Below are 20177 nucleotides of genomic sequence, written 5' to 3' on the forward strand. Positions count from 1 at the left end.
CTAAGCAGCGGGGTTTCGCGACAGCTCGTCGAGACTTTCCCTCAAAGCCCGATCCAGGATCTCAACAGCGCGGTCGATTTCCTCGGTCGAGACGGTCAACGGTGGCGCGATGCGCCACACCGATCCGCGCTCGGGGCGGCGGCGGATGTTCATGCTCAGCCCATCCTCAAAACACTTCTTCGTCGTCAGGCCGCCAAGCTGGTGAGCCGGGTGCCGGCTGTTGCGATCGGTGACCAGCTCGACGCCAAGCAGAAGGCCCATGCCCCTGATGTCGCCGATCTGCTCGTATTTCTGCTGGAGCCCCTCGAACCGGCTTCGCAGGTAGGCGCCCATGACGTTGGCCCGTTCGACCAGCTTCTCTCCAGTGATCACGCGCAGCACCGCGAGTCCGACCTCCGCAAGCAGGGGATCGGAGACGTGGCTGGTGTAGTAGGTGAAGTGATCCTCGTGCAGCTTGCTCTCGATCGCCTCGGTGGTCGACACCGCCGCAAGCGGAAGCCCGCCGCCGAGCGTCTTCGACATGGTCATGATGTCGGGAACGACCCCGAAATATTCGGATCCCGTCTTCTTGCCGATGCGCCCGAAAGCCGTCTGGGCCTCGTCGAAGATGAGCAGCATGCCGCGTTCATCGGCCGCCTTGCGCAGCGCCTCCATGAACGCCTTCGGCGGCACCAGCACGCCACCGGCGCTGATCACGGGCTCAGCGATGATCGCCGCACCCCGCCCGCTCGACTGCATGTCGAACATCTTCAGGGCGATCTCGAGATTGGCGAGCGCGGACTCCTCGTCGCTGCCTTTTGCGATGTAGGGCCGATAGGCGTTCGGCTCGGGGATGACGAACACGCCGGGCGCCGGCACGCCATATCCCTTGCGGTCGCTTGCCATGGAGACCGAAGCCGCCCCGCCGGTGATGCCGTGCCACGAGCCGCCGAGAACGAGTACCTCGTAGCCGCCGGTGTACATCTTGGCCATCCGGAGCGCGACTTCGGTCGCTTCCGAACCGGTATTGATGAAGATCGAGCGCTTGAGATCGCCGGGCAGCCAATCCCTCGCCAGCACCTGGGCGAGCTCGGCGACCACCTCGGGGATCATCCCGCTGAAGAGATGGAAGGCCTTCTTCCCTGCACTCTCCACCGCCGCGACGATGGCCGGATGGTTGTGGCCGATAGTGGCGCACATCTGGCCCGAGGTGAAATCGAGATAGTCGCGCCCGTCGCTGTCAGTCACGATCGTCCCCTTCGCCGAGGTGAAGAGGTTCGGGAACACGTCTCCGCCATAGCGGACGAGGAATTCGTCGGCGGCCTGTTTCAGCGCTGAAGTCATCGGTTCTCCTCGGGCAAGCGGCATCCGCCGCGCAGCCATGCGGTGCGTCGATGCGGAGGCCGCTCAACTTTGTCGGGTCGGTTTTGGGATACGTAGCTGTTGCTTCGGGGCGCTTGCGGTACGAGACTTGCCTGAGCAACAAGAAATTCGTACCGAGCGGACATAATGGGCGCCAGTTCAAAAAACTCAGCAGGTGATGAAGCGGAGTCAACGCAGCGGCAGCGAATGCCTCCGCTCAAGGCGCTATTGGCATTCGAAGCAGCCTCCCGCCACGGCAGCTTCAGCCGCGCCGCCGAGGAGCTCGGGGTGACGCCCTCCGCAATCAGCCACCACATCCAGAAGCTCGAGGACTTCCTCGGCGTTCGCGTCTTCTCCCGCCACGCCGGCCGCGCGGTGCTCACCAATGCCGGCCGCGTCTATGCCGCCGAGATCGAGCGCGCATTCGGAACGATCATGGGCGCAACGCGGCTGGTCGCGCCGCAGTCGCAGCGCGATCATCTGTTCATCGCGAGCGGTCCGAGCTTTGCCGCCAAATGGCTTCAGCCGCGGATCGGGAATTTCATCGGCGAGCATCCGGAGATCGGGATCAGGCTGTCAACCATCGCCGACTTGCGCGATCTCGAGACCATTCGCTTCGATCTCGCCATTGCCTATGGACGCCCGCCCGTCCTGAACAATCGGCAGATCGAGCCTCTCCTGGCGGAGCGTCTGCGCCCGCTCTGTAGCCCGCGGCTGATCGAGCAACTCGGACTTCACGAACCCGGTGATCTCGCCCGCGCCACGCTGATTCATTCGTCGAACGCACTGACCTGGACCGACTATCTGCGAAAGGTCACCGGCTCGACGATCAAAGCCCGCCACGAATTGTGGTTCGACCGGTCCACCATGGCCATTGACGCGGCTGTCGAAGGTCTCGGCGTCGTCCTCGAGAGCGAGATCCTCGCCGCCGAGGAGCTGGACAAAGGCACGCTCGTCGCGCCTTTTCGCCAGCCCGAGTTCGAGGTCGAGACGGTGTCCTATTATCTCGTGCGGTCCGCCGAAGCCAAAGGCCGCAGCCATGTCGGCGCGTTCGAGGCCTGGCTGCGTGCGAAGATCACGGCCGCGAATTTGCAGGCGACGAGCGCGGCGTAACGCGTGCGGCCCCGGCAGAGCCGCTATGTGAGCGCGCAATAGGACACGGCGCTTGCTTGCATTACCATCCGGCACCAAGGCCGCAGGGATCAATCAGCGGCCAGCCGAGGAGCATATCGATGGAATACCGACGCTTGGGCCGGTCTGGCCTCATGGTCCCTGCTTTGAGCCTTGGAACCGGCACGTTCGGCGGCGTCGGCCGCCTTGCTGCATGGGGGACGACTGACGCGACCGAAGCGCGGCGCCTTTTGGATATCTGCCTCGAGGCCGGTGTGTCGATGTTCGACACCGCCGACGTCTATTCACTCGGCGAATCCGAGCGCGTTCTCGGGCAGGCCGTCAAGGGCCGCCGCGACAAGGTGCTGGTCTCGACCAAGGCAACGTTCCGCTTCGGCGACGGGCCCAACGACGTCGGCTCGTCACGGCAACATCTGCTCGCGGCCATCGATGGCGCGCTGAGCCGCCTCGGCACCGACTACATCGATCTGTTCCAGCTCCATGGCTTCGACGCATTCACCCCGCCTGAAGAGGTGCTTGCGACCCTCGATGGGCTCGTGCGCACCGGCAAGATCCGCTACGTCGGCGTTTCGAACTTTTCAGGCTGGCACCTGATGAAGGCGCTCGGTGTTGCCGACAAGCACGGCTTTCCGCGCTACGTCGCCAATCAGACTTACTATTCATTGATCGGCCGCGACTACGAATGGGAGCTGATGCCGCTTGGCCTCGACCAGGGGCTCGGCGCCGTCGTCTGGTCGCCACTCGGATGGGGCCGCTTGACCGGAAAGATTCGCCGCGGACAGCCGAAGCCGGAGGTGAGCCGCCTGCCCAAGACCGCCGATTTCGGGCCGCCCGTGCCGGACGAGCACGTCTATCGCGTCGTCGAGGCGATCGACGAGGTTGCCAAGGAGACGGGCAAGAGCGTCTCACAAATCGCGTTGAACTGGCTATTGCAGCGTCCGACGGTCTCGACGCTGATCGTCGGCGCGCGCAACGAGACCCAGCTGCGCGAGAATCTCGGCGCGGTCGGCTGGTCGCTGACCAAGGACCAGATCGCAAAGCTTGACGCGGCGAGCAAGGTGACGCTGCCCTATCCCTACTGGCATCAGCGGGGAACGTTCTCCGATCGCAATCCGCCGCCGGTGTAGACCTCTTCGGAAAGTCGACATCGCGCTGGTGAGGCCGCGAGAGCCGTCCCGACCCATGCCTGTGGCGCCGGGGCCCCCCTCCCGACACAGGAACCGCCCGTGTCCTGCCGGGTTGCGATGCATCTCGCAATTTCCTAATCCGGGGATCAATCACGGCTCGAATCAAGCAAGCCTCCACCATGTCGTCTGTCCCGATCGAACATGCCGACGGCCTGCCACAGCCCCAGCGCAACCAGGCGGTCCTGACCATTGCACTCGGCATCATCATGGCCGTCGTCGACAGCGCGATTGCCAATGTGGCGCTGCCGACGATCGCGGCCGACCTCGATGCGAGTCCGGCCTTCTCGATCTGGATCGTCAACGGCTACCAGCTCGCGATCACGATCTCGCTGCTGCCGCTGGCTTCGCTCGGCGAGATCGTCGGCTATCGCCGTGTGTACCTGGTCGGGCTGGTGCTGTTCACGCTCGCATCCGCGTTCTGTGCGCTGGCGCATACGCTGCCGCTGCTCACGATCGCGCGCATCCTGCAAGGGTTCGGCGCGGCCGGCATCATGAGCGTCAACTCGGCGCTGGTCCGCTTCACCTATCCGCGCAGCCTGCTCGGCCGCGGCATCGGGCTCAACGCGCTCGTCGTCGCCTTCTCCGCCGCAATCGGCCCGACGATCGCCGCCGGCATCCTTGCGGTCGGAAGCTGGCCCTGGCTGTTCGCCATCAACGTTCCACTCGGCGTGGTGACGCTGGCGCTCGGCTGGCGCAGCCTGCCGCACACGACGCCCGCGAGCCATTCCTTCGACTGGCAGAGCGCGGGTCTCTCCGCGATCACCTTTGGCGTCGGCATCGCCGCGATCGACAGTGTCGGTCACGGCGAGGCACCGATCACCTGGCTCGTCCAGTTCGCCATCGCCGTTGTCGCCGGCGGATTGCTGATCTACCGCGAAACCCACATGGCATCGCCGCTACTGCCGGTCGACCTGTTGCGCATTCCGGTGTTCGGGCTGTCGATTGCGACCTCGATCGCCTCGTTCTGCGGACAGATGCTGGCCTTCGTTGCGATCCCCTTCTATCTCCAGAGCCGGTTTGGCTATTCGGCCGTGCATATGGGCCTCTTGATCACACCATGGCCGATTGCGGTGGCCTTCGCAGCGCCCCTCGCCGGCCGTCTGGTCGAGCATTATCCGGCCGGCCTGCTCGGCGGCATCGGGCTTACGCTGTTCGCCTGTGGTCTCGGCGCGCTCGCCTACCTGCCCGCAACTCCGACACCGCTCGACATCATCTGGCGGATGGCGCTGGCCGGCGCCGGCTTCGGCCTGTTCCAGACGCCGAACAACCGCACCATGATCGCCGCCGCGCCGCGCGAGCGCTCGGGTGGCGCCAGCGGCATGCTGGGCACAGCGCGGCTGCTCGGCCAGACCACGGGCGCGGCGCTGGTGGCGCTGTTCCTCGGCCGCTATCCGATCGATGGCACCCGAATCGCGCTCCTCACCGGCGTTGGATTTGCGCTCTGCGGCGCGATACTGAGCATGCTGCGGCTGTCGCCTGCGGGCGCGCGCGGCGCCGAACATGTCCGCGTGCAGGACGACCAGCGCCTGCGGGGCGAGTAGCGCGAGCCCACGCAAAGGTCACTGCCTCTCCCTCCATGCAACCCGTGCACGGCTTAACTATCTGACGCACGAACTATTGCACTCGCGCTCCGGTTGCGCTTCACTGGCATCGGGCAAGGGGCATTTCATGCGTTCAATTGGAATTGTGGCGCTCAGCGTCATGCTGGGCGGCTGCGCGTCTGTCACGCGCGGGACGACCGAGAATATCAGCATTGCATCGACACCGTCTGGCGTTGAAGCCGTTGTCAGCGGAATGGAGGTTCCGACCACCTGCACGACGCCTTGCTCCGTGGTCATCAAGCGGAACGCCGACATCTCCATCACCTTCCAGAAGGAAGGCTATGACCCGCAGATCGTACCGCTCAGCCGAGACATCCCGACCTCCGGGGCCGCCGGCTTTGCAGGCAATCTTTTGTTAGGCGGTGTCATCGGCATGGGGGTCGATGCGGCGACAGGTGCGGCAACCGATCACAAGCCGAATCCGGTCATCGTGACGATGCAACCGTCCGTCCCGCACGCAGCACCGCGCGCTCCGAAGAAGCCGCGTCCGCCGCGCGCGCCCGAGGCGGGTACGTAAGGCCGCTGTGCGGTCGGACATCGGCGTCAACAAAAAGGCCGGCTCTTCAGCCGGCCTTTTCGATTCATGATGCGCCTGGATCAGGCCTTGACCAGCGGGCCCTTCGAGGTCGGCCCCTTGGAGCCGCCGGGGCCACCCGGCTTGGGCTTGCCCGGCGGGCGCTTGCGGGCGGGCAGCTTTTCCTGCTTCGGCGTGACCGGGCCCTCGACGAATTCGAAGCCGATCTTCTCCTTGGTCTCGTCGGCCTCGTCCTTAACCAGGACGACGCGGACATGGCCACCACCCTTGAGCTTGCCGAACAGCACCTCGTCGGCCAGCGGCTTCTTGATATGCTCCTGGATCACGCGGGCCATCGGCCGCGCCCCCATCTGCTCATCATAGCCGTGCTGGACCAGCCAGACCTTGGCAGGCTCGGACAGTTCGATGGTGACGTCACGGTCGCCGAGCTGCGCCTCGAGCTGAAGCACGAACTTCTCCACCACCGTACCGATCACCTCGACGCTGAGATGGCTGAACGAGACGATGGCATCGAGGCGGTTGCGGAATTCCGGCGCGAACTGCCGGTTGATCGCCTCGTGGTCGTCGCCTTCCCGCTTGGAGCGGGTGAAGCCGAACGCCTGCTTGGCGAGATCCGAAGCACCCGCATTCGTGGTCATGATCAGGATCACGTTGCGGAAATTAACCTGCTTGCCGTTGTGGTCGGTGAGCCGGCCGTGATCCATGATCTGGAGCAGCACGTTGTAGAGGTCGGGATGCGCCTTCTCGATTTCGTCGAGCAGCACCACGCAATGCGGATGCTGGTCGACGCCGTCGGTCAGCAGACCGCCCTGATCGAAGCCGACATAGCCGGGAGGCGCGCCGATCAGGCGCGACACGGTGTGCCGCTCCATGTATTCGGACATGTCGAAGCGCAACAGCTCGACGCCGAGCGACGCTGCGAGTTGTTTTGCGACTTCGGTCTTGCCGACGCCGGTCGGACCGGAGAACAGGTAGCAGCCGATCGGCTTCTCCGGCTCGCGCAGGCCCGCGCGGGCGAGCTTGATTGAGGCTGCCAACGACTCGATCGCCTTGTCCTGACCGAACACCGTGCGCTTCAGGGTCTGCTCAAGATGCTTGAGCACCTCGGCATCGTCCTTCGACACGCTCTTCGGTGGGATCCGCGCCATCGAGGCGATCGTGGTTTCGATCTCCTTGATGCCGATGGTCTTCTTGCGCTTGTTCTCGGCGACCAGCATCTGCGCCGCACCGGACTCGTCGATCACGTCGATCGCCTTGTCGGGCAGCTTGCGGTCGTGGATATAGCGCGAGGAGAGCTGGACGGCGGCCTCGATCGCCTCGTTGGTATATTTCAACCGGTGGTAGTCCTCGAAGTACGGCTTGAGACCCTTCAGGATCGCGATCGCGTCCTCGACCGTCGGCTCGTTGATGTCGATCTTCTGGAAGCGCCGCACCAGCGCGCGGTCCTTCTCGAAGTGCTGGCGGTATTCCTTGTAGGTGGTCGAGCCCATGCAGCGGATGGTGCCCGAGGCGAGCGCCGGCTTGAGCAGGTTCGAGGCATCCATCGCCCCGCCCGACGTCGCACCCGCACCGATCACGGTGTGAATCTCGTCGATGAACAGGATGGCGTTGGGATGCGCTTCAAGCTCCTTCAGCACCTGCTTGAGGCGCTCCTCGAAGTCACCGCGATAGCGCGTGCCGGCGAGCAGCGTGCCCATGTCGAGCGAGAACACGGTCGCAGCCGCCAGAACCTCCGGCACCTCGCTGTCGACGATGCGCTTGGCGAGGCCCTCTGCGATCGCGGTCTTGCCGACACCGGCCTCGCCCACGAACAGCGGATTGTTCTTCTGCCGGCGGCACAGCACCTGGATCGCGCGGTTGATCTCGGAATTGCGTCCGATCACCGGATCGATCTTGCCGTCACGCGCCTTCTTGTTGAGGTTGACGCAATAGGTCTCGAGCGCCTCGCCCTTCTTCTTGGCGTCCTCGCTGCCCTTGGCTTCGGTCTCCTCGTCGACGCCGCGCACCGGCCGCGCCTCGGAGACGCCGGGCCGCTTGGCGATACCATGGCTGATGTAGTTGACCGCGTCGTAGCGCGTCATGTCCTGCTCTTGCAGGAAATACGCGGCATGACTTTCGCGCTCGGCAAAGATCGCGATCAGCACGTTGGCGCCGGTCACCTCTTCGCGACCGGACGATTGCACGTGGATCACTGCGCGCTGGATCACGCGCTGGAAACCGGCGGTCGGCTTGGCGTCGTCGGCGCCGTCCGTCACCAGATTCTCGAATTCGGTCTCAAGATAATTGACGAGGCTCGTGCGGAGCTTGTCGAGATCGACGCTACAGGCGCGCATGACGGCGGCTGCATCGGAATCGTCAATCAGAGAGAGCAGGAGATGCTCGAGCGTCGCGTATTGGTGATGACGCTCGTTTGCGATCGCCAGTGCACGATGCAGGGATTGTTCAAGGCTTTGAGAAAAAGTCGGCATTCGCGTCCTCTATGGCCCCCACCATCATGATCGCCATCGCCCGGTCAGGCAACAACAACCTTTGTCACATATAGTTATACAAAGCCGCGGCGAAAGACCGGTTCCGCGACTCAAGGGAGTACGCACCCCACGGTATTTTCGATGCAAAACCCGTTCCGATTTGGGCGGGATTGACGCCGGTACAGATTTCCGTAGTTTTGCCGGGAAGCAACCGACATCGCGCAGACATCACGCGACGATCACACTGCGACATGCCCAGGAACTGCGACATGCCAAGAGCCGGCTTCGAACGCGCCGCGAGGTGTCTTACTTCTTCTCCATCACGCATTGCAGCGGATGCTGGTGCTTGCGGGCGAAATCCATCACCTGCGTCACCTTGGTCTCGGCAATCTCGTAGGTGAACACGCCGCACTCCCCGATACCGTGATGATGGACATGCAGCATGATCTTGGTCGCGGCCTCGATGTCCTTCTGGAAGAACTTCTCCAGCACATGGACGACGAATTCCATCGGCGTGTAGTCGTCGTTCAGGATCAGCACACGATAGAGGTTGGGCCGCTTGGTCTTCGGCTTGACCTTGGTGATCACGGACGTGTTCGGCCCCGTCGGGCCGCCGGAACGGTTCTCGTCGTTGCTCATCCGGGGAGCGTGGGCGGCGGCGGCCGCGGACAGGTCGAGTCTGGAAGTCAGTTGCAGCATGGCTCAGGCGTTCAAATTCCCCACGGAAGCGAATAACGGTCCGCCGCGCCGCCCCGCACTTGGGAGCCTCGCACAGGCGCGCCGCCTTGTTGGATCGCCGCTTCCAACCGGTCCGGTCCAAGCCGGATCGATTGCAGGGAATATGGGCCCGCCCCCGGCTCGCCGCAAGCGTGCGAAGGTCCGGCCGATGCGGCCGCGGCGGCCCCGATTCCCGGTCCGGCGATCCTGGCGAAGGTTAATCAATCCGGACTGATTTGACAAAAATTTCCGCCCCGACCGTTTAGAACGTGTTGACCAAGAACCTGACACGGGCGGGACCGCGGCGGTTTAGCGCGGGATCCCTCCGGTTTTCTACGGTCCTGTTTACCCGCGGTTCAATGGGTATGGCGCTAAATCGGGCAAAACCACAGATGTCGGGGATCGTCATGTTTCGCCTGCCCGTTGTCAGCCTCATTGGACGTAAGCTCGCCCGTTTCGCGGGGGCCGAGCAAGGCAATATCGCGGTCATCTTTGCCATCACGCTGATCCCGATCTTGAGCTTCGTCGGCGCCGCCGTCGATTATACCCGGGCAGCCCGGGCACGCACAGCGATGCAGGCCGCTCTCGATTCCACCGCCCTGATGCTGTCCAAGGATCTGACGCAGGGTACGATCACGAGCTCCGACATCAGCTCGAAGGCACAGAGCTATTTCACGGGGCTCTATACGGATACGGAAGCGCAGGGCGTCTCCATCACCTCCAACTACACGACAGCGACGGCGAGCACAGCGGCGACCATCCTTCTGAGCGGCACCGGCCACATCACGTCTGATTTCATGCAAATTGCAGGATTTCCGACACTCGGCTTCAATACGGCGTCGACGACGACCTGGGGCAACGTCAAGATGCGCGTGGCGCTGGCGCTCGACAACACGGGATCGATGGCGCAGGACGGTAAGATCACCGCGCTCAGAAATGCGGTGGCCGGCAGCGGCGGCCTCATCGAGCAGCTCAGCGCACTGAGCAAGACCAACGGCGACGTCTATATCTCGGTCATCCCCTTCGCCAAGGACGTCAATGTCGACGCCAGCAACTATGGCCAGAGCTGGATTGACTGGACGGATTGGCTCAATCCGCCCACCACGCAACCCGCCAATGGCAGCTATCAGGCGACGCTGCCGATGAACTGGCACGCCGTTGGACCCGGCGCGAAGTGCCCGTTCTCGAACAGCAGCGGTGGCTTCACCTGCAACGCCACTCCAACAAGCAAGTCGAATGTTTCGACGATTCCTCCGACTGGCAACACCTACGCAGGCTATATTTGCCCAAGCGTGGATGCCAACTCCCACACTCTTTACAACGGCTGCTGGACCAGTGAGGCCGCCGGCACCGGCGTCTTCTGCTCGGGGTCCTCGTCCTGCGCCTGCCCCAAGGATTCCTCGAACAATGCCGTCTCTGGCTGCACCTGCACCGGCAGCAACGGCGGCAGATCATGCACCGGCAATCTCTATGTCCACAACTGGACGCAGCCCGGACCGAACGATCTGACGCACAATCTGAACCAGCCTCGGGTCAGCGCAGTCGTTGGCTTCACAAACAACAAATGGACCTCCACGAACACCACGCCAACGGTTGTGAACGCCTATAATCAGGCTTCGACGAATCCGATCAACACCTGGACGGGCTGCATCGCTGACCGCACCCAGCCGAACGACGCCACCGGTGTGCTGCCCGTGACGTCCGACGTCACGACGCTGTTCCCTGCCAACGAGTATTACGAGAACAGCGCGTCCTATTGCAGCAGCAGCGCCTCGACGCAGCTCGAGCCGATCATTCCCCTGAGCTACAACTGGAGCACGCTCAAGACAGCCGTCAACGCGATGCAGCCGACAGGCGGCACCAATCAGGGGGTCGGATTGGCCTGGGCCTGGCAGTCGCTGCTGGTTGGCGGCCCGCTGAATACACCAGCTGAGGACGCCAACACGACCTACAACAGGGTCATCATCCTGCTGTCCGACGGCCTCAATACCGAAGATCGCTGGCCCGAATACGGCAACGGCAGTTCGCAAGCGTCGGGCAATCCGATCGACGTCCGGCAGGCGCTGATGTGCAGCAACCTGAAGGCCGCCAAGGATTCCAAGGGCCAGACGATGTACACGATCTACACCATCCAGGTGAACACCTCATCGCCCGCGGATGCGACGTCCACGGTGCTGCAGAACTGTGCGAGCAGCTCCGACAAGTTCTTCATGCTGACGAGCTCGAGCGAGATCGTCACGACGTTCAATACGATCGGTACCGCGCTGAGCAAGCTGCGCGTGGCACGCTGACGGATCAATCGCCCCCGAACAAAAAAAAGCCCGGCTGAACCAGCCGGGCTTTTTGATTCCAGGACTTCCGGAAAAATTAGTTGGCGGCCGGGGTGAACTTCGACACGGCGGTCTCGACCGGCTTGAACGCCTGCTTGGCGAGATCGCTGTAGAGGCCGGCGATCTTCTGCGATTCCGCGACGAAGCTCTCGTAGGCGGAGCGGGCGAAATCGGTCTGCGCTTCCAGCGCCTTGTCCAGCGACTTCACGCCGGAAAGCTTCTCGACAAAGGACTTGGTGTCTTCGAACGACTTCTTGGTGTAGTCGCCGTATGCGCTGGCGATCGCCTGGAGGCCGTGCTGCACCGAGGTCGCGGAAGCAACGTAGGTCTCGAAGTGCTCTTTCCCGTAGTTCTGAAAGTCTTCAACCTTGAACATTTTGGAATCCTTTTCCCTGGCTTTGGTCCGGAAGCCCGGCTCCCTGACTCTGCCCACAATTAGTGCAGCGCACAAAAAAGTCAAGAATCTTGTGCGACGCACAAAAATAGATGCAAGTTACGGAGATTCCCGGGCTTTCCTGCAATGGTTCCTTAAGCTTTTGGAAACCCCGGGCCCCTACCCTGATTCCCTGGACGTATTCACCTTCCGCAGGCGGTCAAAAGCCGTTTGAGAACATCACCTTAGCCAGAACAGCGGCTCAGGCCCAACGTCCCCCGCAGCGAGCAACGGCGGAGGGACAGCCTGAGCAGGTAATGATCCCGGGTCCGCAGGGCACAATTTCGCCTCACGAGCCGGTGATCAAGTCACAAACGGGGACGGGGTTTCATGCTTCGTAACAACTGGTCTTCCTCGCGCTTGGCGCGGGTTGGCGTTTTTGGGCTTCTGACGGTCACGACAGCCGTCATCTTCACGACCGAGGCCGCCGATGCGCGGCGCTATCGGCGGCATTATGCGCACCACCGGGTGCAGCGTGATGTCTCCGAGAGCTACAGCCCGCAATTCGCGTCGATCATCGTCGACGGCAATTCCGGCTCGGTGCTCCAGTCGACCAGCCCCGACGGGCTCCGCCATCCCGCCTCGCTCACCAAGATCATGACGCTCTATCTGCTGTTCGAGCGCCTCGAGTCCGGCAAGATGAAGCTCGACACCGAGATGCCGGTGTCGCAGCACGCCGCCGACCAGGATCCGACCAAGCTGAACCTGCGTGCCGGCCAGACCATTCGCGTCGAGGACGCGATCAAGGGCCTCGTCACCCGCTCGGCCAACGACGCCGCCGTTGTGATCGCGGAAGCGATCGGCGGCGACGAGGACGATTTCGCGCAGATGATGACGCGCAAGGCGCGCGCGCTCGGCATGTCCAAGACGGTCTACCGCAACGCCAACGGCCTTCCCAACGACGAGCAGGTCACGACCGCGCGCGACCAGGCCACGCTCGGCCGCGCCATCCAGGAGCGCTTCCCGCGCTACTATCGCTATTTCTCGACCTCCACGTTCAATTGGCGCGGACAGTCGATCCGGAACCACAATCATCTGCTCGGCAGCGTCGAGGGCGTGGACGGCATCAAGACCGGCTACACCCGCGCCTCCGGCTTCAACCTCGTGACGTCGATGCGCCGCGGCAACCGCCACCTGATCGGCGTGGTGCTCGGCGGCCGCAGCGGCGGCTCGCGCGACGCCATCATGCGCAATCTGCTCGCGGAGAATCTCGAGAAGGCCGCGACCACTCATACGGTCGTGGCGGTCACCGAGCGTAACGGCGCAGACGCCAGCACCGATGTCGCTGATGCCTCCGACACTCCGGCCCGCCCCGCTCCGCAGGTCCAGGCTGCAGCCGCCACTGCGCCCGAGGCACCCGCGCCGCGTCCCGCCTCGCGCCTCTCGGCGCTTGCGGCTGCGACTGCCGCGATGCCGCCCCCCCTGCCCAAGCCTGAAGCCAAGCCCACGGAGTCCAAGATTGAGCCCGCGCCGCTCACCAATGGCGTGATCTCGAGCCAGCCGCTCTCCCTCATTCCGGGTTCGTCCGAGCCGATGAAGCCGGTCCGGGTCAAAACGGTTCAGGTCAAAGCCGGCACCGTGAAGGTCGCGTCTGCCGCCCCGACGCAAGTCGCACCGCAGGTCACCAACGCGATTACGCCCCGCAACGAGGTCGCGGAGACCTCCGGCGCTCTCGTCGCCAAGGCCGACACCATCAACAGCAAGCCAGAGCCCGCCAGGGCCGAGGTCGCCCGTACCGAGCTGCCGCAGCAGCCGGCGGGCTTCGGCACCGGCAACGGCATTCTCGGCGTGCTGCCGTCAGCAACCGCTGCCGCGCCCGCTCCGATGGCCGCGAAGCTCGCCTCCGCCGATCCGTCGCCGCAGCCAATCCAGATGAGCGCCACCACCAGGCCGGTCGTCACCCACAGCGGCTGGATCGTCCAGGTCGGCGCGCTGGAGAGCGAGAATGAAGCCCAGCAGCGCATCGACGCCGCGCGCAGCTCGGCCCGCGGCCTGCTCAGCAAGGCCGACCCGTTCACCGAACCGGTCGTCGCCAAGGACAATCGCAAACTCTACCGCGCCCGCTTCGCCGGGCTCGAGCGGGACCAGGCCGAAGCCGTCTGCCGCGCCCTGAAGCGCGCCGACATCTCCTGCATCACCGTCCGCAACTGATCTTCTCCACCGTTTCCGAACAAAATGCCCGCGCCCAGCCGCGGGCATTTTTGTTTTGGGAGGCGCGGTGACGCAAAGTCAGTTCCGCGACAACCTCTCGTCAACAATTTACGGTTAAATTTCTGCTCAAGGGATTGACCACGCCGACAATGGCGGGCATCGGGGCGACGGCAAACAGAGCATGCGGAGCTCACGCGGTACGGGCGTTTGTAGCGTGGTGCCGGAGTTAGCCGTTATGCGTACGAAGCAGAGTATCCTTGGCCTCGTTTACACGGGCAGCGAGATACGTCGAGCCCCCCTGGTCGGGATGCAGTTTCTTCATCAGGGACTTGTGAGCCCGGCCGATGTCGTCACGCCCCGCCCCCGGCTGCAAGCCAAGGATCTGATAGGCCTCCTCCGCCGTCATTTTGCCGCTCGCCACCGTGCGGCGCTGCCCCCCTGCCGCGTTGCCTTGCGCGTTCTGACGCCAAGCGGGAAACCTGCGGTCCAGATAGCTTTCAAGTAAGGCCACGCTCTCGGCGTCAAACGCCGGGACCATCGCCAGCAGGCCAGCCAGATCGAACTCATCGAGACCGCGGCCGGCGTGGGGTCCGGCAACGAGCTGGCCTGTGAGTTGGCCAGAATCGTGGTCGAGCCGCATGTCCAGGAACTGCGAGCGCACCCGCGAGGTCTTGCCGGACGGGCGCGTTGCGCCACCGCCGAACAGCCCACCGAGATTGCCGAAGCCCGCATTCGCCAGCGGCGTCCAGCCAAGCAGGCCGGCGCCGAATATCCCGAGCGGGATCGCAACCGCCAGTTCGCCCCTCAAGCCGGTGAAGGCTGCAACCGCGAGCGCCACCACGCCGCCGCCGACCTTGATGGTGCGCGCCAGCACCGCCGGATTGGCTGCGCGGAACATCTGGAGCAGCAGATACAGGGTGATAATTGCGACAACGCCGGCGATCAGAGTCATGGCGTGAATATAGTCGCCCTATTGTCAAAAAGCATGGCGTCCTTTCCCGCGTTCGCAATTGGCGGATGACACGAGACGAATGTTCGTCCGATAGTCCGGGGCGCTACGACCGGAACGGAATTACGACATGGGCGCGGATGGACTGGTGACGCTTGCAAGCCCGTACGGGTCTCGGGAAACCATGGACCGGCTCGAGGCCGAGCTGACAACGAAGGGCCTGCGCATCTTCGCCCGGATCGATCACGCCGCGGGTGCGGCGGAGGCTGGCCTTTCACTGCGGCCGACGGAAGTCCTGATCTTCGGCAACGCCAAGGCCGGGACGCCCCTGATGCAGTCAGTCCAGTCCATCGGCATCGACCTGCCGCTCAAGGCCCTGGTCTGGCAGGATGCTGCCGGCGCCACCTGGTTATCGTACAATGATCCGGCATGGCTTGCGGCGCGCCACGGAGTACCGGCCGACATGGCCGTGCTTGGCAATATGTCGGCGCTGCTTGCGGCCGTGACGAAGGCGGCGACGGCGCCTCCGTCCGCGTCGCCTCCATCGCAGGCCGCGCCCGCTTAAGCCGCTACTTCATCTGGCCGATCAGCTTCGCCGCGCCGCTCGTCGCCTTTGACAATTTCAACAGCGCCTCGCGGCCGCCGGCAGCGTAGGCCGCCGCCGCGCGCAAGAGATCGCGCAACTGCGCCGCCGCACCGGGATCGAACCGGCACCAGGCGCCACCGGTCAGGCGTGCGATCTCGCGAAACGCCTGCTCGGCCACGGCATCGTCGCCTTCCTGAAACAGGAACACCGGCACCTTGAGCATGCCGAGCTCGCCGGCCTTGGCGCAGAGCTCGTCGACCTTTTCTTCCATCGCATCGCCGACGAAGACCACGGCGCGCACGCCGGATGCAACCGCTTCGCGCCGCGCCTCGGTCAGCACCTTGCCGATCTGGGTGTCGCCACCACGGCAATCGATCTTGCTCATCAGCGTCGCAAGCCTGCCGCTGTCGGAGATCCACCCGCTGGCACGGCATTCATCGTAGCCGCGATAGTAGACGAGCCGGATGTCGAGGCTGCCGAGCACCGCGGCCTCTCGGAACATGTCTGCCTGAAGCGCGCAGGCCATATCCCAGGTCGGCTGCCGGCTCATGGTCGCGTCCAGCGCAAAGATCAGCCGCCCCTTCGCGCCGGGCGCATGGGGCGATAACGCACGCGCCTTGGCAACGAAGGCGGCGACGTCCTCCGAGGTCGAGGTTTTTGCCTGCGGCAGCGCGCGGTCGCTGTCGGCCTTCGCCGACACGGCATCACTGTTGCGCGGTTTGACTGGTTCGTTGGACATCCGGGATCGCACTTGGTCTCAAGCAACCAATGTGGATAGCGCACCCTGCCCGGTCAATGTGCAAAGCCTCCGCAGGCGGATACCGGCGGAGGCTTTTGAAACTTGTTTTCGGCTATGGCGGGGGCGTTTAGCTCTTGGCGGGCGCCATCAGGGCAACCGGACCGGGCTCAAGTATCTTTGGCGGGGACGACGTGGTGTCGACCGGCGCTATCGAGCTGTCAGTGTCGCTCAGGAATTTATCGAGCATGCCCTGGATCGAGTTCTTGGCCTGATCCGGACCGGTATCGCGCATGTCGTTATGCTGGAAGTCCGTCTTCACGACCTGGATGCCGGCCTTCTCGCACTCCTCGTCGGTCGGGATCACGCCCGGATCGGTCTTGAACTGCGGATCCTTGGAGCGGAACGACAGGATCTTGAACTTGCCGGCGGTCACGAAAGGCACGCGGAGATTATCCAGCGTCACGACCTTCTTGACCTCGTCCGGATATTGCTTGGCGAAGTACATGGTGATGTCGCCGCCCATGGAATGGCCGACCATCGTCACCCGCTCGTAATCGGCATTGGGCTGAACCTTCTTCATCTCCTGCATGGCGAGATGGATGTTGGCAACGCCGCGCAGGATCTGCGGCAGCCGGCCGACATAAAGCTCGCCGGGCTTGGTCACCATCGGAGGATCGGTCGGCAAATCATGCTGCGGGCTGACCACGAGATAGCCGCGCGCTGCAAACACGTTGGCGAGGAAGCCGTACTCCGTGTTCTTGACCGTATTGCCGTGATTGATCACTGCGACCGGCATCGTGATCATGCCGGCATTGGCCTGCATTTCCTTGTCGCGGCGGATCGCGATATCGACAGGCACGGGACGATTGTCACGCGACGGATCGTAGAAGGTGATGGTCTCATGCCTGATCGCCCACTTGCTCGCCGTGAAATAGGCGACGCCGCAGAGGGCACTGACACAAACCAGAACGGCAATTCCACGCTTCATTTTCGTCCTCAGCCTCAGGCTTGTCTCACCTGAAGTCCCTGTCGAAACCGTGTTTGTTCGGGGAGCTCTTTGGCTCCCTCGCGCCTATTCCCTAATATACGTCACAGCCGCGTGACAGAAAGGCCAAATATTGTGAACTAGCAGCCCTTTCATTGTGCGACGCACACGTTTCTTGGGCACCCCGTCCTCATACCGCTACGTCAAGGTGCAGGTCACCATCCGACGCAACTCGTCTCGATCGGGTTCAATTTCGCGGTAAACGCAGGATGAAAACGGCTTTGCGCGCGCTCGGTTCCGGCGGGAACCGACAACGCTGATCACCCAGAAGTAGCGGCGTACCGCCAGCGCCTAGGCCCCGAGGATGTCGTGGACCTCAAGCGGCTTGTCGACCTGGCTGAACCACTCGGCCCGGTTGGCCGCACGGCGGCGGCCACGCTCGTCGAGCGGCAGCTTGAGCTGGCGCAGCAGGCTCGTCACCTCCTCCCGCGCGGTCAGATGGCCGAGATTGGGTCGCATGCCGAGCGTCGCCTCGTCGATCTCGTCGAGCGCGGTCAGGCCGCGCGGGAAGAACTCGCGGTAGACGACGCGCTCGGCAAAGCCGTCGACGTAGCGGAAGCCGAGCCGCAGCGACAAATCCTTCAAGCCGTCGGCGACGAGCTGCTTGTTGCGGGAGCCGAGCATCGACAGGCGGTTGCGCACCACGATCCAGTCGGTGCTCGAGCCATCGAGCTGGCGGCGCTTGCGGCGGGTGTCGCGCACCATCTCGGCATAATGGCTTTCCCCCGTCACCGCGTAATTGGCGGGATCGACGGTGCCGAGCACGTCGAAATCGAGGAAGCTGTCGTTGATCGGCGTGACCAGCGTGTCGGCCATCGAATGCGCGAGCCGCATCAGGTAGCTGTCGGTGCCGGGCGTATCGATGACGATGAAGTCGAAACTGCTCTCGACCGCCGAGACCGCCTCCATGAACTGCTGGAACTCGGAATTCTCGTTCTCGGCGATCTGCATGGTCTCGCCGAGCTTGATGCAGCGATGCACCGGCAGCTCGAGGTCGAGCTTGGTGCGGCGCGCCCAGGCGGAACGGTTGTTGATGTAATGGGTGAAGCTCTGCTGGCGGCAGTCGAGATCGATGGTGGCGACGCGCTGGCCGGCCTTCAGCAGCGCAACCGCGATGTGCAGGGCGGTCGTCGATTTGCCGGAGCCGCCCTTCTCATTGCCGAGCACAACGACATGCGCCGAGCCGGATTGGCTTTGGCTAGCCTGCACAAGCATGGCGATCCTCAACACCCCTAAACAATATCTTCGAGTTGGCCGCGTCTGCGGTCAAGTGAAATGCGTGACAGGATGACGAAATCACTGTGCGTCATTCTTCATCATGAATTGTGTCGCCATGTCGCGTCTGTGATTCAGCCCACAATGGCGCGACATCCTCGCTGCGGGGGATGCTGTGCCGCATGTCGATGCATGGCGTCCACGACCGCCGCTTGTTAAGGTTAGCCGGCTGCGGGACAAGCCGCGCCCACCCCCCAACCATCCCTGAGTCCTGATGTCACGAAGCCCCTTGATCGCCCGCACGGTGCCCGCCCTGCGGCGCGCCGTCGACAATCTCCGCAAGCGAAAAGCCACGGTCGCGCTGGTGCCGACCATGGGGGCACTCCATGACGGCCATGTGTCGCTAGTGCGCCTGGCCAAGCGGCGCGCGAGCCGTGTCGTCGTCTCGATCTTCGTGAACCCGACTCAGTTCGCGCCGACCGAGGATTTCGGCGCCTATCCGCGCACCTGGAAGGCCGATATCGCCAAGCTCGCCGCCGAAGACGTCGACATCGTCTGGCACCCCGGCGTCGAGGCGATGTATCCGGAGGGCTTTGCGACCCGCATCGTGCCGGAGGGACCGGCGCTGGCCGGCCTCGAGGATCGCTTCCGGCCGCACTTCTTCGGCGGCGTCGCCACCGTGGTCGGCAAGCTGTTCACGCAATGCCGGCCGGATGTCGCGATCTTCGGCGAGAAGGACTTTCAGCAGTTGCGGGTGGTGGCGCAGATGGCGCGCGACCTCGACCTCGGCGTCAAGGTGATCGGTTCCCGCACCGTGCGCGAGCGCGACGGGCTCGCGATGTCCTCGCGCAACGTCTATCTCTCGCCGGAGGAGCGGCAGACCGCAACGACGCTCTACCGCGCCATGAAGGACAGCGCCAGGCGGATCCAGGCCGGCGAATCGATCGCGCCCGCGATGGCGCGCGGCGCCGAGATGATCACTGCGGCCGACTTTGCGCTCGACTATTTCGAGGTCCGCCACGCCGAGACGCTCGCGCCGGTCACATCACGCAAGGACGGCCCCTTGCGGATCCTGGTCGCGGCCAAGCTCGGCACGACGCGGCTGATCGACAATATCGCGGTCTAGAGCAATCCGAGATCGCGCAGCTCGCGCCGCATCGGCTCCGGCATCGCCGCGATGGTTCCGGCGGCAGACTTGCCAAGATCGGCCGGCACGGAATCGTCGGCGAGATAGCGCCAGCCCTGGAACGGGCGCATCGGCCGCGGCGACACCGAGATCACCTTCGGCTGCATCACGATCCGGCAGCGGCCGATACCGTCCTTGTCGCGGAACGGCTCGATGCCGATGATCTTTTCGCGGGCGGCGACCTCGCCCTTGATGACCCAATAGAGCGAGCCGCCCGAGAGTATCTCGGCGTCGCGCTTGGGCACCATGCGGGTGATGTGGATGTGGTGTTGCGGCAGGCCCTTTTTCTTGGCCGTCTGCATCCGTTCGGCGATCCACCCCTTCAATTCCTTGACGGAGTCGCAGCCGACGGCAAGCTTGATCAGATGAAGTGGCATGCTCCAGCATTAGCGGGCCGGCCGCGGGTTTTCAAAGCCGATCTACTCGTTATCCGCAGCCGCGGGAGCCGAGCCCGGCGGCGGCGCGAGCGGAACCGGCGCGGCTGCCGGCGCGCGCGCGGCCTTCGGAGCCGGCGGCTTCTTCGCAGCCGGAGCCGCAGGCGCGGCGGCCTGCGCCGATGTCGC

Annotated in this window: 17 protein-coding genes; 8 read left to right on the plus strand and 9 right to left on the minus strand. The window is 64.0% G+C overall.

Annotated elements, in window-relative coordinates:
* Entirely contained in the window at positions 1 to 1323 is a 1323-nt protein-coding gene (locus UP06_RS34000) for an aspartate aminotransferase family protein (RefSeq protein WP_045008068.1), read from the minus strand.
* Positions 1324 to 1548: 225 nt separating this feature from the next.
* On the opposite strand from UP06_RS34000, the gene UP06_RS34005 reads away from it, so the two are divergent.
* The 4 genes from UP06_RS34005 to UP06_RS34020 all read left to right on the plus strand — a co-directional run bounded on the left by UP06_RS34005 (position 1549) and on the right by UP06_RS34020 (position 5777).
* Positions 1549 to 2454, plus strand: coding sequence for a LysR substrate-binding domain-containing protein (locus UP06_RS34005; protein ID WP_045008069.1), 906 nt, complete (start codon positions 1549 to 1551; stop codon positions 2452 to 2454).
* Between the two features lie 119 nt (positions 2455 to 2573).
* Positions 2574 to 3599: an aldo/keto reductase gene (locus tag UP06_RS34010; protein ID WP_045008070.1), complete on the plus strand. Its 1026-nt coding sequence runs from the start codon at positions 2574 to 2576 to the stop codon at positions 3597 to 3599.
* A gap of 179 nt (positions 3600 to 3778) precedes the next feature.
* The gene (locus UP06_RS34015; RefSeq protein WP_045008071.1) at positions 3779 to 5200 is read left to right on the plus strand and encodes an MFS transporter; all 1422 of its coding nucleotides are present in this window, start codon (positions 3779 to 3781) and stop codon (positions 5198 to 5200) included.
* 127 nt (positions 5201 to 5327) lie between these two features.
* Positions 5328 to 5777, plus strand: coding sequence for a PEGA domain-containing protein (locus tag UP06_RS34020; protein WP_045008072.1), 450 nt, complete (start codon positions 5328 to 5330; stop codon positions 5775 to 5777).
* A gap of 80 nt (positions 5778 to 5857) precedes the next feature.
* On the opposite strand, the gene clpA is transcribed toward UP06_RS34020, so the two are convergent.
* Positions 5858 to 8263, minus strand: a complete 2406-nt coding sequence (gene clpA, locus UP06_RS34025) for an ATP-dependent Clp protease ATP-binding subunit ClpA (protein ID WP_045008073.1) — start codon at positions 8261 to 8263, stop codon at positions 5858 to 5860.
* Positions 8264 to 8569: 306 nt separating this feature from the next.
* Positions 8570 to 8902 carry an ATP-dependent Clp protease adapter ClpS gene (gene clpS / locus UP06_RS34030; RefSeq protein ID WP_014494655.1) on the minus strand — a complete coding sequence of 111 codons (333 nt, stop codon included), beginning with the start codon at positions 8900 to 8902 and terminating at the stop codon, positions 8570 to 8572.
* Between the two features lie 485 nt (positions 8903 to 9387).
* On the opposite strand from clpS, the gene UP06_RS34035 reads away from it, so the two are divergent.
* On the plus strand, positions 9388 to 11271 hold the full coding sequence (locus UP06_RS34035) for a TadE/TadG family type IV pilus assembly protein (RefSeq protein WP_045008764.1): 1884 nt from the start codon (positions 9388 to 9390) through the stop codon (positions 11269 to 11271).
* Positions 11272 to 11347: 76 nt separating this feature from the next.
* On the opposite strand, the gene UP06_RS34040 is transcribed toward UP06_RS34035, so the two are convergent.
* The gene (locus UP06_RS34040; RefSeq protein ID WP_045008074.1) at positions 11348 to 11686 is read right to left on the minus strand and encodes a phasin family protein; all 339 of its coding nucleotides are present in this window, start codon (positions 11684 to 11686) and stop codon (positions 11348 to 11350) included.
* 387 nt (positions 11687 to 12073) lie between these two features.
* On the opposite strand from UP06_RS34040, the gene UP06_RS34045 reads away from it, so the two are divergent.
* On the plus strand, positions 12074 to 13894 hold the full coding sequence (locus UP06_RS34045) for a D-alanyl-D-alanine carboxypeptidase (RefSeq protein WP_045008075.1): 1821 nt from the start codon (positions 12074 to 12076) through the stop codon (positions 13892 to 13894).
* A 226-nt stretch (positions 13895 to 14120) separates the two neighbouring features.
* Here UP06_RS34045 and UP06_RS34050 read toward each other — a convergent pair whose 3' ends face one another.
* Complete coding sequence (locus UP06_RS34050; RefSeq protein ID WP_045008076.1) at positions 14121 to 14846, minus strand: DnaJ domain-containing protein; 726 nt, start codon at positions 14844 to 14846, stop codon at positions 14121 to 14123.
* 127 nt (positions 14847 to 14973) lie between these two features.
* On the opposite strand from UP06_RS34050, the gene UP06_RS34055 reads away from it, so the two are divergent.
* Positions 14974 to 15408: a DUF302 domain-containing protein gene (locus UP06_RS34055; RefSeq protein WP_045008077.1), complete on the plus strand. Its 435-nt coding sequence runs from the start codon at positions 14974 to 14976 to the stop codon at positions 15406 to 15408.
* Between the two features lie 4 nt (positions 15409 to 15412).
* Here the strand turns inward: UP06_RS34055 and UP06_RS34060 are convergent, their stop codons facing one another.
* From UP06_RS34060 to UP06_RS34070, 3 genes are all read right to left on the minus strand, one after another.
* Positions 15413 to 16168 carry a vWA domain-containing protein gene (locus UP06_RS34060; protein ID WP_045008078.1) on the minus strand — a complete coding sequence of 252 codons (756 nt, stop codon included), beginning with the start codon at positions 16166 to 16168 and terminating at the stop codon, positions 15413 to 15415.
* A gap of 127 nt (positions 16169 to 16295) precedes the next feature.
* Positions 16296 to 17156 (minus strand): alpha/beta fold hydrolase, encoded by an 861-nt coding sequence (locus UP06_RS34065; RefSeq protein ID WP_045008079.1) that lies wholly within the window; start codon positions 17154 to 17156, stop codon positions 16296 to 16298.
* A 348-nt stretch (positions 17157 to 17504) separates the two neighbouring features.
* Positions 17505 to 18428, minus strand: a complete 924-nt coding sequence (locus UP06_RS34070) for a division plane positioning ATPase MipZ (RefSeq protein WP_045008080.1) — start codon at positions 18426 to 18428, stop codon at positions 17505 to 17507.
* Between the two features lie 274 nt (positions 18429 to 18702).
* On the opposite strand from UP06_RS34070, the gene panC reads away from it, so the two are divergent.
* The gene (gene panC, locus UP06_RS34075; protein ID WP_045008081.1) at positions 18703 to 19554 is read left to right on the plus strand and encodes a pantoate--beta-alanine ligase; all 852 of its coding nucleotides are present in this window, start codon (positions 18703 to 18705) and stop codon (positions 19552 to 19554) included.
* Here the strand turns inward: panC and UP06_RS34080 are convergent.
* Positions 19551 to 19991: a DUF1489 family protein gene (locus UP06_RS34080; protein ID WP_045008082.1), complete on the minus strand. Its 441-nt coding sequence runs from the start codon at positions 19989 to 19991 to the stop codon at positions 19551 to 19553. The genes panC and UP06_RS34080 overlap by 4 nt on opposite strands.
* Between the last annotated feature and the right edge of the window lie 186 nt (positions 19992 to 20177).

This window comes from Bradyrhizobium sp. LTSP857, assembly GCF_000938285.1.
Classification (GTDB): domain Bacteria; phylum Pseudomonadota; class Alphaproteobacteria; order Rhizobiales; family Xanthobacteraceae; genus Bradyrhizobium.

Excerpts from the sequence above, each read along its gene's own strand:
- UP06_RS34000 (WP_045008068.1), bottom strand. The coding sequence starts at position 1,323 with ATGACTTCAGCGCTGAAACAGGCCGCCGACGAATTCCTCGTCCGCTAT.
- UP06_RS34005 (WP_045008069.1), top strand. The coding sequence starts at position 1,549 with ATGCCTCCGCTCAAGGCGCTATTGGCATTCGAAGCAGCCTCCCGCCAC.
- UP06_RS34010 (WP_045008070.1), top strand. The coding sequence starts at position 2,574 with ATGGAATACCGACGCTTGGGCCGGTCTGGCCTCATGGTCCCTGCTTTG.
- UP06_RS34015 (WP_045008071.1), top strand. The coding sequence starts at position 3,779 with ATGTCGTCTGTCCCGATCGAACATGCCGACGGCCTGCCACAGCCCCAG.
- UP06_RS34020 (WP_045008072.1), top strand. The coding sequence starts at position 5,328 with ATGCGTTCAATTGGAATTGTGGCGCTCAGCGTCATGCTGGGCGGCTGC.
- clpA (WP_045008073.1), bottom strand. The coding sequence starts at position 8,263 with ATGCCGACTTTTTCTCAAAGCCTTGAACAATCCCTGCATCGTGCACTG.
- clpS (WP_014494655.1), bottom strand. The coding sequence starts at position 8,902 with ATGAGCAACGACGAGAACCGTTCCGGCGGCCCGACGGGGCCGAACACG.
- UP06_RS34035 (WP_045008764.1), top strand. The coding sequence starts at position 9,388 with ATGTTTCGCCTGCCCGTTGTCAGCCTCATTGGACGTAAGCTCGCCCGT.
- UP06_RS34040 (WP_045008074.1), bottom strand. The coding sequence starts at position 11,686 with ATGTTCAAGGTTGAAGACTTTCAGAACTACGGGAAAGAGCACTTCGAG.
- UP06_RS34045 (WP_045008075.1), top strand. The coding sequence starts at position 12,074 with ATGCTTCGTAACAACTGGTCTTCCTCGCGCTTGGCGCGGGTTGGCGTT.
- UP06_RS34050 (WP_045008076.1), bottom strand. The coding sequence starts at position 14,846 with ATGACTCTGATCGCCGGCGTTGTCGCAATTATCACCCTGTATCTGCTG.
- UP06_RS34055 (WP_045008077.1), top strand. The coding sequence starts at position 14,974 with ATGGGCGCGGATGGACTGGTGACGCTTGCAAGCCCGTACGGGTCTCGG.
- UP06_RS34060 (WP_045008078.1), bottom strand. The coding sequence starts at position 16,168 with ATGTCCAACGAACCAGTCAAACCGCGCAACAGTGATGCCGTGTCGGCG.
- UP06_RS34065 (WP_045008079.1), bottom strand. The coding sequence starts at position 17,156 with ATGAAGCGTGGAATTGCCGTTCTGGTTTGTGTCAGTGCCCTCTGCGGC.
- UP06_RS34070 (WP_045008080.1), bottom strand. The coding sequence starts at position 18,428 with ATGCTTGTGCAGGCTAGCCAAAGCCAATCCGGCTCGGCGCATGTCGTT.
- panC (WP_045008081.1), top strand. The coding sequence starts at position 18,703 with ATGTCACGAAGCCCCTTGATCGCCCGCACGGTGCCCGCCCTGCGGCGC.
- UP06_RS34080 (WP_045008082.1), bottom strand. The coding sequence starts at position 19,991 with ATGCCACTTCATCTGATCAAGCTTGCCGTCGGCTGCGACTCCGTCAAG.